We start from the raw sequence: 14,775 nt of genomic DNA, 5'->3' as shown, positions 1-14,775 counted from the left end.
TCCTGAAAGCCCGCACGGCGTAAGCCTGGCGGGCTTTTTTGTGTCTGTAATAATCCGTAGCGTTCCGGCTAATTTCAGTAATTATTCGTATAGGGTAAATGTATGCCAACAACCTATACTAATTTAGTAAAAAATGGCCCGCATGACACGGATTATGCTTCCTCTAACTAATAACGAAGTTCTATACTCTAACCTGCTGACAAAAATCTAACTCTCCATGATGCAAATGGTCTCTTTATCACTGCTAAAAAAACCGGCAAAAAATTTTGACGGTTCCGCTATTAACATTCGGCAACCAAACAGTGCACCATGGTTAGTCTCAACATATTTTCTGCCCTTTAACTCGCTAATGCTAGAGAAATACGAAACACTTATCTTTTTTTACTGGCAAAGGAATTAATCTGCAAACACAAGCAGAGCAATCGGAAGAACAGCAAAAAATAGCTTAGACAACATTTTATCAACTATGGCTGCTGATTAGTTTACTCTTAAAAGTTACGGCATTACGCAGAACTATGCTAACGATATTCGGCGCACTCTAGCAAAGGATATATTCCCTACAATTGGCGGCCTTTAAGTTAAAAAAATCCCGAGCTTTGGTTGAGGCTCTAGAATCGATTAAAGCCCGTGGTGCGCTAGAATCCGTTCATCGCCTCGTTCAGAATATAAATGAAATTATGAATTATGAAGTTAATGCAGGCCTAGTTGATTGCAATCCTGAGTCTGGTAATGGCATGGCGTTTGAAAAGCCTAAAAGAAACACATGCTCATAAATCCAGCTGAACTAACCCAATTATTGAAATGCATAAAGTCTTAAAGTCTTAAAGTCTTAAAGTCTTAAAGTCTTAAAGTCTTAAAGTCTTAAAGTCTTAAAGTCTTAAAGTCTTAAAGTCTTAAAGTCTTAAAGTCTTAAAGTCTTAAAGTCTTAAAGTCTTAAAGTCTTAAAGTCTTAAAGTCTTAAAGTCTTTCACTACTTACCAAATCTTTTCTCGAATGGCAATTAGTAACTTAAGTACGCTCTTACCAAAATTCGGTAATACGGTGGGAAGTGATTGATTCAGTTTATAATTTATGAATGATTCACTCCCCCTAGAATGAAGACAAAGCGTATACATTTAGTACCAATATATATTAGAGAAATTGCGCTGTTAGCAATCTAGAAAACTATAAGTGGTCACAGAGAATATGTTTTTCCAAGTAGAAATGTTCTTAAGCGTCCAATTATTAGCCAAATCGCAAACACTGCTTTAAAGCGTATCGATTATGAAAACAGACTCGTAGCACATGTGCTGCGCTTAATCGCTAGTACCGCAATGAACGAAACAGGGCTTAACCCTGATGTTAGTGAAGCAGCTTTGGTTCATTCTGATAGGAATAAAGTAAGAAAAACTTATAACCTTTCGTTATATTCGGTCGACCATTAAGATTCCTGGCTGGTGGAGTTGTGGAATGGTGGAGTGACAAGATAACTGAATCTGAATAACGCATAAATTTTGTTGACGAAAAATCGATCATCGTGTTTAATCGGATTTATCTTATTGCAGTAGCCTAAGCGTTTTTACGGCTTATTAAAGGAATAATAAATGCAAGAATCGGTAATGCTGCCAACTTACTGATTTAGTGTATGATGGTGATTTTAAGGTGCTTGCGTGGCTTCCATTTCCATCAGATGTCCTTCCTGCTCCGCTACTGAAGGCGTGGTGCGTAACGGCAAAAGCACTGCCGGACATCAGCGCTATCTCTGCTCTCATTGCCGTAAAACATGGCAACTACAGTTCACTTACACCGCCTCTCAGCCCGGTACGCACCAGACAATCATTGATATGGCCATGAATGGCGTCGGATGTCGCGCCAGTGCACGCATTATGGGCATTGGCCTCAACACGGTTTTACGTCACTTAAAAAACTCAGGCCGCAGTCGGTAACCTCGCGCATACAACCGGGCAGTGATGTGATTGTCTGCGCTGAAATGGACGAACAGTGGGGCTACGTCGGTGCTAAGTCACGTCAGCGCTGGCTGTTTTACGCGTATGACAGGATACGGAGGACGGTTGTGGCGCACGTCTTCGGTGAACGCACTCTGGCCACACTGGAGCGTCTTCTGAGCCTGCTGTCGGCCTTTGAGGTCGTGGTATGGATGACGGATGGCTGGCCGCTGTACGAATCACGCCTGAAGGGAAAGCTGCACGTTATCAGCAAGCGTTACACTCAGCGCATTGAGCGACATAACCTGAATCTGAGACAACATCTGGCAAGGCTGGGACGGAAGTCACTGTCGTTCTCAAAATCGGTGGAGCTGCATGACAAGGTCATCGGGCATTATCTGAACATAAAACACTATCAGTAAGTTGGAGTCATTACCCCCGCAACGCTCAGCGCGTCGAGCGCACCAGCGGTATTAAAAGCGGCGAGTCGCCTCGCCGCCTCTGGTTTATCGCAGGAACACCGTCAGCAAAATCAGCCCGATTGCTATTACCACAACGCCGACAAAGGCGCGGTCAAGCCTTGCTCTTTTCATCGCCGCCCTCCTAAAACCACTGGCCGAAACGGCGGATGTAAAGGTTCTTCATGCCCTGCGCCACCAGACAGTAGCCGAACAGGGTCGCCGCCAGCCACGGGAAATAGGCGAGCGGCAGCGGCACCAGCCCGACCATCGCGCCGAGCGGCGAGAAGGGAATAGCGATGCCGAGCGCCATAATGGCACAGGTGGTCAGCAGCACCGGCAGCGCCGCGCGGCTCTGAATAAAGGGGATCTTCTGGGTGCGCAGCATATGCACCACCAGCGTCTGCGACAGCAATCCCTCCACGAACCAGCCTGACTGAAACAGCGACTGCGCCCCCGCGTGGTTGGCGCCGAAGACGAACCACATCAGTGCAAAGGTGCTGATATCAAACAGCGACGAGGTCGGCCCCATCCACAGCATAAAGCGGCGGATATTGCTGGCGTCCCACTTGCGCGGCTGGCGCAGAAACTCCGGGTCCATTTTGTCCCAGGGCAGCGCCAGCTGGGAGATGTCGTACATCAGGTTCTGCAGCAGCAGATGAATCGACAGCATCGGCAAAAACGGAATAAAGGCGCTGGCGATCAACACCGAAAAGACGTTGCCGTAGTTTGAGCTGGCGGTCATGTTCAGGTACTTGATGATGTTGCCGAAGGTTTCGCGCCCTTTCAGCACGCCCGCCTCCAGCACGCGCAGATCCTTCTCCAGCAGAATAATGTCGGAGGACTCTTTGGCGATATCCGCCGCGCTGTCGACCGAAATTCCCACGTCGGCGTCGCGCAGCGCCGGCGCGTCGTTAATGCCGTCGCCGAGAAAGCCGACCGTGTGGCCGTTCTGCTGGAACAGGCGCACCAGGCGCGCTTTCTGCGGCGGCGTCAGCCTGGCGAACAGACAGCTCTGCTCGGCGGCCTGCGCCAGCGCCATATCGCTCATCGCGTCGATCTGGTCGCCGGTGAGCAGCGCGCTGGCATCCAGCCCCACCTCGCGGCAGATGCGCGCGGTGATAATTGGGTTATCGCCGGTCAGCACTTTGACCGCCACGCCGCTGGCGCGCAGCGCCTGAATCGCCTGTGCCGCGCTCGCTTTCGGCGGATCGAGGAAGGTCAGCATACCTTCCAGCGTCAGCTCGCGCTCATCCGCCTGCGTCAGCGGCAGCGCCGTTTCTCCTTCGCGCGTCGCCAGCAGCAGCACGCGGAAGCCCTGCTGGTTGTAGGCTTCCGCCTGCGCCTGCAGCGCCGCGCGCCGCGCTGCGCAGAGCGGCAGCCGTTCGCCGTTGACGCGAATGCTGTCCGACACGGCGAGCATCTCCTCGACCGCGCCTTTGCAGATCAGCAGCGGCTCGCCCTGCTGCAAATCCTCCAGCAGCACCGACACGCGGCGGCGGGCAAAATCAAAAGGCAGCTCATCCTGTTTGTGATAGCGGCTGCGCTGCGCCTCGCTGACCTGCGCCTCCCCTGCGCGCGTCACCGCGCGATCCATCGGATTTTTGCTGCCTGTCTGGCTGCTGCTGTTCAGCCAGGCGAGCAGCAGCACGCGCGCATCCTCTTCGCCGGCGCAGTTAAAGGCGTGCGACAGCTGGATCTCATCCTGCGTCAGGGTGCCGGTTTTGTCGGTGCAGAGCAAATCCATCGCGCCGAGATTCTGGATGGCGTTCAGCCGTTTAACGATCACCTTGCGGCGCGCCATCGCCATCGCCCCTTTCGCCAGGTTGGAGCTGACGATCATCGGCAGCATTTCCGGCGTTAGCCCCACGGCGACGGCCAGCGCGAACAGCGTGGCGTCGATCCAGTCGCCTTTGCTGAAGCCGTTAATCAGCAGCACCACCGGCACCATCACCAGCATAAAGCGGATCAGCAGCATGCTGACGCTATTGACGCCGCGATCGAAGGCGGTCTCGGCGCGACTGCCGACCAGCGATTTCGCCAGCGAGCCGAAGTAAGTCTGGCTGCCTGTCGCCGCCACCGCGGCGCGCGCTGCCGCTGGCGACGCTGGCGCCCATCAGACAGACGTTATCCAGCGCCAGCAGGCTGTTGCCGCCCGGCTGACCGCCGCTGCTTTTCGCCGCCACTTCGGCGCTGAGATCGACCTTCTCTACCGGCAGCGACTCGCCTGTCAGCACCGCCTGACTGACGGAAAGATCGCGTGAGCGGATCAGGCGCACGTCAGCCGGCACCAGATCGCCCGCGCTGAGCAGCACGATATCGCCGGGCACCAGTTCGCGCATGGCGATCTCCTGAGCCACGCCGTCGCGCATCACCGTCGCCGTGGTGCGCACCAGCGACTTCAGCGCCTGCGCGGCGCGGTTGGTGCGAAACTCCTGCCAGAAGCGCAGCAGCGCGCTCAGCGTCACCATGGTGCTGATAATAATGACGCCGGTAAGATCGCCCGCGTCTCCTGCGCGCAGCGGCAGCCAGTAGTCGGTGAAAAAGCTCACCAGCGCCAGCGCCAGCAGCACGTAGATAAAGGGGTTGTGGAACGCCATCAGCAGCTGCAGCAGCGCGGGCGGCGCTTTCTCCTGCGCCACATCGTTAGGACCAAACTGCGCCAGCCGACGCTGCGCCTCCTGCTGGCTCAGCCCCTGTTCATGGCTGTGCAGATGGGCCAGCGTCTCTTCGACCGTTCGCGCCGCTTCCTGCTCGATTAAATAAGGTTTTGCGGCGTTGCGCGCAGAGGCACGACTATTCTTTGCCAGCGCCTGATTTTCAAGTTTTAATTCGGACATGATAAATTCTCCCTGTAACAGGCAAAGCGATCCCGGCACGCGAAAATAAGCGTGCGTAATAAAGAAAATATTTACGGGGATGCGTAGCGTGACGGGCGAATAAGCCGCAGGTGTAATGCTCTCAGCGCAACATCGTATCGACGTGGCGAGAACGCGCAGGCGTAAAACGCAGCCAGTCAGCTACGCGCAGCGAGGAGGAGGAAACAGAGCGTGAGTAAAAAGCAGCATAACGATCGCCTTACCTTAAACAGGTTATTCAGGAAGCAATCGTTATTAAACAGGATTGCTGCCCGCCGGATGGCAAGCAGCATGGAAATTCAGCTTGCCCGTGTCAGTAAATAGTTCGAATGACTGTCCAAGTGAATTCTCCAGAAGAAAGTTGCCGCTATTATAGGCGCGCCGGCTAAAGGGTAAAGCTGAAAAAGAGGCTAAACAGGTTTCGTTGAGGTTCTGTTTCTCTATACTGAGTTAACGCCGGTTTGCCGCCCTTATAACCAGCCCGCTACACTTATAACTTTTATGCATAAGGTTAGCCAATAATAGACTATTCTTCCCTTAAGCCCTCTCGTACACTCGCGTGACTACTTTATAAGGCAAGGAAATACCATGAAAAAAACCGCTGCTTCTCTGCTGGCGCTCTCGCTAGCAGCCGCCTTTGCCGCACAGGCCGCCACGCCGAAAGATACGCTGGTTATCGCGCAGTCGATTGACGACGCCGACAGCTTCGATCCCGCTAAAGGGTTTGAGCTGACCAGCGTGCAGGCCTTTACCAACCTCTATCAGCGTCTGGTCCAGTCCGATCCGCAAAACCCGACGGATCTGAAACCCACGCTCGCCAGCAGCTGGCAGCCTGGCAGCGACAACCGCAGCCTGACTTTCGAACTGCGCAAAGACGCCAAATTCTCCAGCGGCAATCCGCTGCGCCCGGAAGATGTGATCTTCTCGCTGGGTCGCGTGGTGAAGCTTAACCTCGATCCCTCTTTTATCCTGACGCAGCTCGGCTGGACCAAAGAGAACGTCGACAGCTTCCTGAAAAAAGTGGACGACAACCATGTGCAGATCAGCTGGACCGCCAACGTCAGCCCAACCTATGTGCTGAGCCTGCTCTCTGCGCCGGTCTCCTCTATCGTCGATGAAAAAACCGTGAAGGCGAACGAGAAAAACGGCGATCTGGGCAACGGCTGGCTGGCGACCAATTCAGCGGGCAGCGGCCCCTATCAGATCCGTAAAGTGGTGCTGCATCAGGTGGTGCTGCTGACCGCTAACCCGACCTCGCCGGGCGGCGCGCCGAAGCTGAAAAACGTGCTGATCAAAAACGTGCCGGAGCCGGCGGCGCGCCGTCTGCTGCTGGAGCAGGGCGACGCGGATATCGCGCGTAACCTGGGCGCCGATCAGATCGCCGCGCTGAAGGGCAAAGCAGGCGTGAAGACGGAAGCCTACCCGATGGCGTCGCTCTACTACATTCAGTTCAACGTCGGCGGCAACGACACCCTGAAAAACCCGGCGCTGTGGGAAGCGGCGCGCTACCTGTTCGACTACAAAGGCATCGCCAACGATCTGCTGAAAGGCCAGTTCGACGTGCATCAGACCTTCCTGCCGAAGGGCTTCCTCGGCGCGGTCAATGACACCCCTTACAGCTACGATCCTGAAAAGGCGAAGGCGATTCTGCAGAAAGCGGGCCTGACCAACGTCAGCTTCGATCTCTCCACCAGCAACCAGCCGCCCTACCTCGATATCGCCCAGGCGCTGCAGGGCAGCTTCGCCAAAGGCGGCGTGAAGATCAACGTGCAGCCTGGCCTGAGTTCCGAAGTCTCTACCAGCGTGAAGGCGCATAAATATCAGGCGACGCTGAACGCCTGGGGCGCGGACTATTTCGACCCTAACACCAACGCCGCCTCATTCGCCTATAACCCGGAAGATGGCAGCAAAACCATCGCTTACCGCTCCGACTGGCATATTCCCGAGCTGAACAAGCAGGTGCTGGCGGCGACGGCAGAGAGCGATCCGCAGAAGCGCGTGGCGCTCTATAAAGCGATGCAGGAATCGGTGCTGAAAAACTCGCCGTACGTGATCGGTCTGCAGGCACGCAACCTGATCGCGCTGCGCGACAACCTGAAAGGCTACGTGCAGGGCATCAACCCTGACATGGTCTACTACTCACAGGTCAGCAAATAATGGCGCAGTCAGCCTCGGAGGCCGGGTTCGCCCGGCACCTCTGGCCGCGCCTGTCGCGGCTGGTCACCAGCCTGCTGTCGCTGCTGGTGACGCTGCTCGGGCTGCTGGCCTTTACCTTTATGCTCTCCCACCTGTCGCCGGTGGATCCGGTGCAGCAGATCGCCGGAGATCACGCCAGCGAAGCGACCTACGCGCAGGTGCGCCACGAGCTGGGGCTGGATCAGCCGGTGCTGGTGCAGTTCTGGCGCTATCTGGCGCACCTGGCACGCGGCGATCTCGGCCTTTCCCACCTGACCAGTCAGCCGGTGGCGAACGACCTGATGCAAACCTTTCCCGCGACCATTGAGCTGGCAACCTGCTCGATGATCTTTGCCGCCGTGTTCGGCATCAGCCTGGCGTTGCTCGCCGCCTGGAAACCCGGCAGCGTGATCGACAACGTGGCGCGCTTTATTTCGCTGCTCGGCTATTCGGTACCGGTTTTCTGGCTCGGCCTGCTCGGCCTGCTGCTGTTCTACGCCGTGCTGCACTGGTCGGCGGGTCCGGGACGGCTCGACGATCTCTACGTCTATACGCTGGAGCCGAAAACCGGCTTCGAGCTGATCGACAGCTGGCTCTCTGGCGATCGCGAGATGTTCCGCAACGCCATTGCTCACCTCTGGCTGCCGGTGGTGATCCTCGGTTTGCTGGCGATGGCGGGCATTACCCGTCTGCTGCGCGCCGCGCTGCTGGAAGAGAGCAGCAAAGAGTATGTGACGCTGGCGCGCGCCAAGGGCGCCGGTCGCGGCCGCATTCTGCTGCGCCATATTTTCCCTAACGTGCTGGGCACGCTGGTGACGGTGATCGCCCTCTCCTACGCCACGCTGCTGGAAGGCTCGGTGCTGACCGAGACCGTCTTCGCCTGGCCCGGCGTCGGGCGCTATATGACCAACGCGCTCTTTTCCGCCGACACGCCCGCCATCCTCGGCTCCACGCTGCTGATCGGCGCCTGCTTTATTCTGCTGAACGCCCTGGCGGACGCCTTAACCTGGTTAACCGATCCGAGAACCCGATGACGCAACAACTTTCCGAACTCGAAACCGTGCGGCCGCGCCGCCGCCGCCGTCGCGTCACCTCGCTGACTATCGGCCTGACGCTGGTGGCGATACTGGTGCTGACCGCCCTGTTCGCGCCGCTGCTGGCGCCTGTCGACCCTAATCTGCAGACCATTTCGGCGCGCCTGCTGCCGCCGTCGGCGCAGCACTGGTTTGGCACCGACGGCTTCGGCCGCGATCTGCTCTCCCGCGTGATCTATGGCGCGCGCCCGACGCTGCTGCTGGTGTCGCTGATCCTTGTGCTGACCATTCCGGTCGGCCTGCTGGTGGGCATCACCGCTGGCTACGTCGGCGGCTGGACGGAGCGCGTGCTGATGCGCATTACCGATATCTTTCTTTCGCTGCCCAATCTGGTGATCGCGCTGGCGCTGGTGGCGATGCTCGGTCCAGGCCTGATGAACGGCGCACTCGCGCTGGCACTCACCAGCTGGCCGCCCTTTGCCCGCCAGGCGCGCGCCGAAACCCTGGCGCTACGCCGCAGCGACTATCTGGCCGCCGCGCGCATGCAGGGCATCACCGGGCTGCGCCTGATGTTCGGCCATATTCTGCCGCTCTGCATGCCGACCGCCGTGGTGCGCGCCGCGCTGAGCCTCGGCGGCATTATTCTCTCTGCCGCCGGTCTCGGCTTTCTCGGCATGGGCGTACAGCCGCCGACCGCCGAATGGGGCTCGATGGTGGCGGAAGGCAGCAAAGTGATTTTCGACCAGTGGTGGGTCGCCGCCGCGCCCGGCGCGGCGATCCTGTTCGCCAGCCTGGCCTTTAACCTGACAGGCGACGGCCTGCGCGACCGACTGGATACCCGCCATGCCAAATGATCTGTTACTTCACGCCGAGTCGCTGAGCATCCGCAGCGACGACGCGCTGCTGGTGGACGACATCAGCTTCCGCATCGGCCGCGAGCGCGTGGCGCTGGTAGGCGAATCCGGCTCCGGCAAATCCCTCACCGCCCGCTCGCTGATGGGCCTGCTCTCGCCAGCGCTGCATCTGCATGCGCAGAAGCTGGAGGTGGCGGGCCACGACGCGCTGCGCCTGAGCGAAAAAGCCTGGAGCGCGCTGCGCGGCGATACGGTGGCGATGGTGATGCAGGACCCGAAATATGCCCTTAACCCGACGCGCACCATCGGCTGGCAGGTCGAGGAGCCGCTGCTGCTGCACCGCCGCCTGAGCCGCAGCGAGCGCAAAGAGAAGGTGTGCGAGATGCTCGACGCTGTGGGCCTGCCGCAGCCGCGCCAGCTGATGCAGCGCTATCCGCACCAGCTCTCCGGCGGCATGGGCCAGCGCGTGATGCTGGCGATCGCCCTGATCACCGATCCGGCATTTTTGATCGCCGACGAGCCAACCTCGGCGCTCGATCACGCCATGCGCGATCAGGTGCTGGCGCTGATCCGACGCCTGGTGGAGGCGCGCAATATGGGCCTGCTGCTGATCAGCCACGATCTGCAGCAGGTCTCTGAACACTGCGAGCGCGTGATGGTGATGTACAAGGGCCGCGTGCTTGACACCCTGCCCGCTGCGGAGCTGCCGCGCGCTACCCATCCCTATACGCGCACGCTATGGTCGTGCCGTCCGAGCAAAGCGACCCACGGCGAAGCGCTGCCGGTGCTGGATCGCGCCGCGCTGGAGGCGAACCATGATTAATCTTCAGCGGCTCAGCGTCGCGCATAAACAGGGCTATGAACTGCGCACCGTGGTGCATGAGGTCGATCTGCAGGTGAACGCCGGCGAGTGCTTCGGCCTGGTCGGCCCCTCCGGCTGCGGCAAGTCATCGCTGCTGTGGGTGATGGCCGGACTCAATCCGCACTGGCAAGGCAAGATGCGGCTGGCGGGCAGCGACGTCGCGCCGGGCAAGCCCTTTACCGGCCAGCTGCGCCGGGACGTGCAGATGGTGTTTCAGGATCCCTACGCCTCGCTGCATCCGCGCCATCGCCTGCGCCGCACCCTGGCGGAGCCGCTGAAGCTGCTGCGCCGCGATAATATCGACGACCGCATCAATCAGGGCTTCCGCCACGTTGGGCTGGATCCGGCGCTGGCGGATCGCTACCCGCATCAGCTCTCCGGCGGCCAGCGCCAGCGCGTAGCCATCGTGCGCGCGCTGCTGCTGGAGCCGAAAATCCTGCTGCTGGATGAGCCAACCTCGGCGCTGGATATGTCGGTGCAGGCGGAGATCCTCAACCTGCTGAACGATCTCAAGCGCGACGACGGCCTGACGATGGTGCTGGTCAGCCACGATCCCGACGTGATCGATCATATGTGCGATCGCGCCGCGCGCATGGCCCAGGGCCGCATCGTCGAGCAGATCGGTGCCTGATGGATCACGCGCGAGTGGGCACGCTATACTCGCGCGTAATCTATCAGCAATGAGGCTTTTATGACGGTTAAGCTACGCCCGCTAGAGCGGGAAGATCTGCACTTCGTTCATCAGCTGGACAATAACGCCAGCGTAATGCGCTACTGGTTTGAAGAGCCCTACGAGGCGTTCGTCGAACTCTCCGACCTCTACAACAAGCATATTCACGATCAGAGCGAGCGCCGCTTTGTCGTCGAGCACGACGGTCAGAAAGCGGGGCTGGTGGAGCTGGTGGAGATCAACCACGTGCATCGCCGCGCCGAGTTTCAGATCATTATCGACCCGGCGCATCAGGGCAAAGGGCTGGCGAGCCAGGCGGCGAAGCTGGCGATGGAGTACGGTTTTTCCGTGCTGAATCTCTACAAGCTCTATCTGATCGTCGATCAGGAGAATGAAAAGGCGATCCACATCTACAGCAAGCTGGGGTTTGAGACCGAGGGCGTGCTGAAGCACGAGTTCTTTATCAACGGCGAGTACCGCAACACCATCCGCATGTGCATTTTCCAGCATCAGTTTCTGGAGCGGTTCCGCTCAGGCGGCGCGATGGTGAAGCCCACCGCGCAGTAGTGCCCGTCAGCCGCGCGCGCCGACCGGATTAAGGAAGGGGCGCGGATGTTCCGGCTGCAGGTTGTACATGCCGCCGTTGAAGGGATCGACCAGCAACCAGCCGGGAAAACCGCCCAGCGGAATATTGCCGAGCAGATACCAGAGGTTGGCTTTGCCTTCGATCGGCAGCGTTACCGGCACGTAGCCCGGGCTTTCCAGCATCACCTGATAGTGCTTCTTGCCGAAATAGCGGCCGGTCGACTTCGCCAGATCCACGGTTTGCGGCGTGTAGCCCTCCGCCACCGACCGTCCGTCCTCATCCTGTATCGTAAAGCGCGCGCCCTGCGGCTGAGAGTCGATACGCACCGCCTGGCTCGACGAGCCGACAATCGAGGCGCAGCCGCTCAGCAGCAGCGCGGCGGCAAGGATAACAAGTCGCAGTTTCATGAAGGGATCCGCTAAAGAGTCAGAAAGGGCAGTGTAAACCGCCCTTGCGCTGTTAATCGCCTTAGCATCGCCTGTTTTCTGCGCTTTATTGCGGTTGACAGTCGTGCGCAAGCGCGGCGATATCCTGCGGCGTGGTGCGGCAGCAGCCGCCGATCAGCCGTGCGCCGGCGGCGCGCCACTCGGGCAGTTTGTCGTGCAGCGTGCAGCCCGACGGCGCAGAGTGCCAGCTTTTGCTCACGGGATCATACTGCTCGCCGGAGTTGGGATAGACCACCAGCGGCTTGCTGGTCAGCGCCTGCAGCGCGGCCAGCGCCGGCGTCGTCTGCTCCAGCGCCACGCAGTTGATGCCCAGCGCAACAACCTGCGGCTGGGCGTGCAGAAAGGCCGCTACCTCGCGCAGCGGCGTGCCGTCGCTGATGTGCTGCGCGTCGCGCAGCGTAAAAGAGAACCACGCCTGCGCGCAAGGGAACTCCGCCAGCAGCGCCACCAGCGCCTGCGCCTCGGCGAACGAAGGCAAGGTTTCGCACGCCAGCAGATCCGCGCCCGCCGCCAGCAGCGCCTGCACGCGCGGACGGTGAAACGCCTTCATCTCCGCTTCGGGCAGCGCATAATCGCCGCGATACTCCGCGCCGTTGGCGAGAAAGGCGCCGTATGGCCCGACCGATCCCGCCACCAGCAGCGCGGCCTGGCTGTGGCTTGCGGCGCGATAGTCGTCGCGCGCGCGTCGCGCCAGCTCAACGCTGCGGGCGATCAGCTGCAGCGACTGCGCCTCGTCCAGCCCGCGCGCGGCGAAGCCCTGCGGCGTCGCCTGGTAGCTGGCGGTAATAGCGACGCGCGCCCCGGCGGCGAAATAGTCATGGTGCACCTGATAGATCAGCTCGGGGTTTTCCATTAACACCTTTGCCGACCAGAGCGCGTCTGCCAGATTGCAGCCGCGCGCCTCCAGCTCTGTTGCCAGCGCGCCGTCCAGAATAAGCGTGCTGTTTTCAGCCAGCGCCTGCGCCACGGAATTATGCTGCATCATTGGCCTCCTCAGCCTGCGATTTTTTATGGGTAGCAGCGTAAACCGCATAGCAGAGCAGCACAAAGGGAATGCCGCACCAGAGCGCGATGCGCTGCGAAGGATCGAACGCCAGCCCAACGCACGCCAGCAGGCAGAGCACGAAGCCGAGTATCGGCGTCAGCGGGTAGAATGGCGCGCGGTAGACCAGCTCGCTCAGCGCCCTGCCCTGCGCCAGATGACGGCGGCGGAACATGTAGTGCGAGGCGCAGATGCTGAGCCAGACGGCCACCACCGCGAAGCCGGAGATGGCGGAGAGCGCGACGAACACCGTGTCCGGCGCGATAACGCTGGAGAGCAGCGCCAGCACGCCGCCCAGCATGCTGACGGTGATCGCCAGCTGCGGTACGCCGCGTTTATTGACGCGGGCGAAGCAGCGCGGCAGCGTCTTCTCATTCGCCAGCGACCAAAGCATGCGCCCAGAGGCGTAGAGCCCGGAGTTCGCCGCCGAGAGGATCGCCGTCAGGATAACGAAGTTAACAATATCGGCCGCGTAAGGAATACCGATCTTCTCAAATACCACCACAAAGGGGCTTTTGACGATACCCGCCTGATCCATCGGGATCAGCGCCGCCAGCACCAGCACCGTGCCGACAAAGAAGATAATCAGCCGCGCCACCGTGGTGCGGATCGCCAGCGGCAGCACCTTCTGCGGATTTTCAGTTTCCCCGGCGGCGATGCCGATCAGCTCGGTGCCGGAAAAGGCGAAGTTAACCGCCACCATGGTCATGATAATCGGCAGGATGCCGTGCGGCAGCCAGCCGTGCTGGGTGAGATTGCTCAGCCCCGGCGCGGCGCCGCCCGCTTTCAGTGGAATAAAGCCGAACATCGCCGCCGCGCCCAGCACGATAAAGGCGATGATGGTGACGACTTTGATCAGCGAGAACCAGAACTCCCCTTCGGCGAAGAAGCGCGTGGAGATGATATTCAGCAGGTAGATCGCGACGCAGAACAGCAGACACCAGATCCACACCGGCACCTGCGGAAACCAGTACTGCATGCAGAAGCCTGCGGCGGTAAAGCTGGAGCCGAGCGCCACCGTCCAGGTGAGCCAGTAGAGCCAGGCAACGGTGTAGCCGGTGGCCGGGCTGAGATAGCGCGCCGCATAGACGTGGAACGCGCCGGTTTCCGGCATCGCCACCGACAGTTCGCCCAGACAGACCATCACCAGCCAGACCACCAGCGCGCCGATCAGGTAGGCGAGCAGCGTGCCCGCCGCGCCGGTGGTGGAAATGATATAGCCGGTATTAAAGAACAGCCCGGTGCCGATGACGCCGCCCAGCGACAACATCACCAGATGGCGTGTTTTCATGGTGCGCTTAAATTGATCCCGTGACGGGTTTTCCTGCTCGCTCATCTTTTACCCATATGGACGTCTAAACATCTATATGGCAGGTTTATACGCGTCGCTGCGCAAAATTGCAACGTGGGAAAAGATAAGGTTTTGCTAAAAAAAGACGCCTTGCCCCGCGCTGACGGGGCGGCCTGTTGTCAGCCGAAGACGCTTTGCAGATAGCGCTCCAGCGCGACGCGCGAGCTGAAACCGTGGGGAATACCGTAGTGCTCCTGCGACTCGCCCGCCAGATAGAGCGGAAAACGCGTGTAGTGATCGCAGGTTTTGACTTCAGACGCCGGCTCGGCAAACGGCTGACTCTTCTCTTTTAGCGTGGGGTGGATCACCAGCGCCGTGCGTCCCATACGGGCTTCGCGGTTAACGTAAACATAGCTGTCGCCACGGCGATAACCGTAGGCTTTCGGCGTGACCTCATCGACTTCAAATCCCGCCTTTTCCAGAACGCGCGCTACCTCATCGGGTCGTAAATACATGCTCTCTCCTCTCTTCTTTCAAGCCTCGCAACCTTACAACAGCACGCCGCCATGCGGCT

General features: G+C 59.2%; 13 protein-coding genes and 2 pseudogenes. 9 read left to right on the top strand and 6 right to left on the bottom strand.

The features are described from left to right. Positions 1 to 133: 133 nt before the first annotated feature. The 3 genes and pseudogenes from MC269_RS18815 to MC269_RS04350 all read left to right on the top strand — a co-directional run. Positions 134 to 758, top strand: a pseudogene (locus tag MC269_RS18815) (integrase arm-type DNA-binding domain-containing protein); the annotation flags it as partial. A 408-nt stretch (positions 759 to 1,166) separates the two neighbouring features. Continuing rightward, entirely contained in the window at positions 1,167 to 1,424 is a 258-nt protein-coding gene (locus tag MC269_RS04355; protein WP_371824374.1) for a tyrosine-type recombinase/integrase, read from the top strand. A 225-nt stretch (positions 1,425 to 1,649) separates the two neighbouring features. After that, positions 1,650 to 2,347, top strand: a protein-coding gene (locus MC269_RS04350; protein WP_239952247.1) for an IS1 family transposase whose coding sequence is annotated in 2 segments (ribosomal slippage) — positions 1,650 to 1,899 and positions 1,899 to 2,347 — 699 coding nt in all. Because the reading frame shifts where the segments join, the coding sequence is not laid out codon by codon here. Positions 2,348 to 2,431: 84 nt separating this feature from the next. On the opposite strand, the gene mgtU is transcribed toward MC269_RS04350, so the two are convergent. Beyond that, entirely contained in the window at positions 2,432 to 2,518 is an 87-nt protein-coding gene (mgtU, locus tag MC269_RS18810) for a magnesium transporter protection protein MgtU (protein ID WP_371824373.1), read from the bottom strand. A gap of 10 nt (positions 2,519 to 2,528) precedes the next feature. After that, positions 2,529 to 5,223 (bottom strand): annotated as a pseudogene (gene mgtA / locus MC269_RS04345) (magnesium-translocating P-type ATPase). Between the two features lie 606 nt (positions 5,224 to 5,829). Between mgtA and MC269_RS04340 the strand changes: the two are divergent. Genes MC269_RS04340 through speG form a run of 6 tightly spaced genes read left to right on the top strand, consistent with a single transcriptional unit; the run spans position 5,830 to position 11,403 of the window. Then, positions 5,830 to 7,398 carry an ABC transporter substrate-binding protein gene (locus MC269_RS04340; RefSeq protein ID WP_239954144.1) on the top strand — a complete coding sequence of 523 codons (1,569 nt, stop codon included), beginning with the start codon at positions 5,830 to 5,832 and terminating at the stop codon, positions 7,396 to 7,398. Beyond that, complete coding sequence (locus tag MC269_RS04335; protein WP_239954142.1) at positions 7,398 to 8,450, top strand: ABC transporter permease; 1,053 nt, start codon at positions 7,398 to 7,400, stop codon at positions 8,448 to 8,450. Before MC269_RS04340 ends, MC269_RS04335 begins: the two co-directional genes overlap by 1 nt. After that, positions 8,447 to 9,304 (top strand): ABC transporter permease, encoded by an 858-nt coding sequence (locus MC269_RS04330; RefSeq protein ID WP_239954140.1) that lies wholly within the window; start codon positions 8,447 to 8,449, stop codon positions 9,302 to 9,304. The genes MC269_RS04335 and MC269_RS04330 overlap by 4 nt, the downstream gene beginning before the upstream one ends. Further along, positions 9,294 to 10,127 (top strand): ABC transporter ATP-binding protein, encoded by an 834-nt coding sequence (locus MC269_RS04325; protein WP_081142402.1) that lies wholly within the window; start codon positions 9,294 to 9,296, stop codon positions 10,125 to 10,127. The genes MC269_RS04330 and MC269_RS04325 overlap by 11 nt, the downstream gene beginning before the upstream one ends. Further along, entirely contained in the window at positions 10,120 to 10,797 is a 678-nt protein-coding gene (locus tag MC269_RS04320; protein WP_081142404.1) for an ABC transporter ATP-binding protein, read from the top strand. The genes MC269_RS04325 and MC269_RS04320 overlap by 8 nt, the downstream gene beginning before the upstream one ends. Positions 10,798 to 10,857: 60 nt before the next feature. After that, the gene (gene speG, locus MC269_RS04315) at positions 10,858 to 11,403 is read left to right on the top strand and encodes a spermidine N1-acetyltransferase (RefSeq protein WP_033791956.1); all 546 of its coding nucleotides are present in this window, start codon (positions 10,858 to 10,860) and stop codon (positions 11,401 to 11,403) included. A 6-nt stretch (positions 11,404 to 11,409) separates the two neighbouring features. On the opposite strand, the gene MC269_RS04310 is transcribed toward speG, so the two are convergent. From MC269_RS04310 to MC269_RS04295, 4 genes are all read right to left on the bottom strand, one after another. Next, positions 11,410 to 11,829, bottom strand: a complete 420-nt coding sequence (locus MC269_RS04310) for a hypothetical protein (protein ID WP_081142406.1) — start codon at positions 11,827 to 11,829, stop codon at positions 11,410 to 11,412. Between the two features lie 85 nt (positions 11,830 to 11,914). Then, the gene (gene mmuM, locus MC269_RS04305) at positions 11,915 to 12,850 is read right to left on the bottom strand and encodes a homocysteine S-methyltransferase (RefSeq protein ID WP_239955062.1); all 936 of its coding nucleotides are present in this window, start codon (positions 12,848 to 12,850) and stop codon (positions 11,915 to 11,917) included. After that, positions 12,840 to 14,246, bottom strand: coding sequence for an S-methylmethionine permease (mmuP, locus tag MC269_RS04300; RefSeq protein ID WP_081142410.1), 1,407 nt, complete (start codon positions 14,244 to 14,246; stop codon positions 12,840 to 12,842). Before mmuP ends, mmuM begins: the two co-directional genes overlap by 11 nt. Before the next feature lie 134 nt (positions 14,247 to 14,380). Beyond that, positions 14,381 to 14,716, bottom strand: coding sequence for a DUF2002 family protein (locus MC269_RS04295; protein ID WP_081142412.1), 336 nt, complete (start codon positions 14,714 to 14,716; stop codon positions 14,381 to 14,383). Positions 14,717 to 14,775 lie beyond the last annotated feature (59 nt).

This window comes from Pantoea sp. Z09 (assembly GCF_022394795.1).
In the GTDB taxonomy this organism is placed as follows: Bacteria; Pseudomonadota; Gammaproteobacteria; order Enterobacterales; family Enterobacteriaceae; genus Pantoea; species Pantoea latae.
Note: the sequence above shows the minus strand (reverse complement) of the source record. Positions and strands in the feature narration are given on the sequence as shown.

Bases quoted from the DNA above. Each gene is read 5' to 3' on its own strand.
- MC269_RS04330 (WP_239954140.1), top strand. From the start codon at position 8,447: ATGACGCAACAACTTTCCGAACTCGAAACCGTGCGGCCGCGCCGCCGC.
- MC269_RS04295 (WP_081142412.1), bottom strand. From the start codon at position 14,716: ATGTATTTACGACCCGATGAGGTAGCGCGCGTTCTGGAAAAGGCGGGA.
- MC269_RS04310 (WP_081142406.1), bottom strand. From the start codon at position 11,829: ATGAAACTGCGACTTGTTATCCTTGCCGCCGCGCTGCTGCTGAGCGGC.
- MC269_RS04340 (WP_239954144.1), top strand. From the start codon at position 5,830: ATGAAAAAAACCGCTGCTTCTCTGCTGGCGCTCTCGCTAGCAGCCGCC.
- MC269_RS04325 (WP_081142402.1), top strand. From the start codon at position 9,294: ATGCCAAATGATCTGTTACTTCACGCCGAGTCGCTGAGCATCCGCAGC.
- mmuM (WP_239955062.1), bottom strand. From the start codon at position 12,850: ATGCAGCATAATTCCGTGGCGCAGGCGCTGGCTGAAAACAGCACGCTT.
- mgtU (WP_371824373.1), bottom strand. From the start codon at position 2,518: ATGAAAAGAGCAAGGCTTGACCGCGCCTTTGTCGGCGTTGTGGTAATA.
- MC269_RS04320 (WP_081142404.1), top strand. From the start codon at position 10,120: ATGATTAATCTTCAGCGGCTCAGCGTCGCGCATAAACAGGGCTATGAA.
- speG (WP_033791956.1), top strand. From the start codon at position 10,858: ATGACGGTTAAGCTACGCCCGCTAGAGCGGGAAGATCTGCACTTCGTT.
- mmuP (WP_081142410.1), bottom strand. From the start codon at position 14,246: ATGAGCGAGCAGGAAAACCCGTCACGGGATCAATTTAAGCGCACCATG.
- MC269_RS04335 (WP_239954142.1), top strand. From the start codon at position 7,398: ATGGCGCAGTCAGCCTCGGAGGCCGGGTTCGCCCGGCACCTCTGGCCG.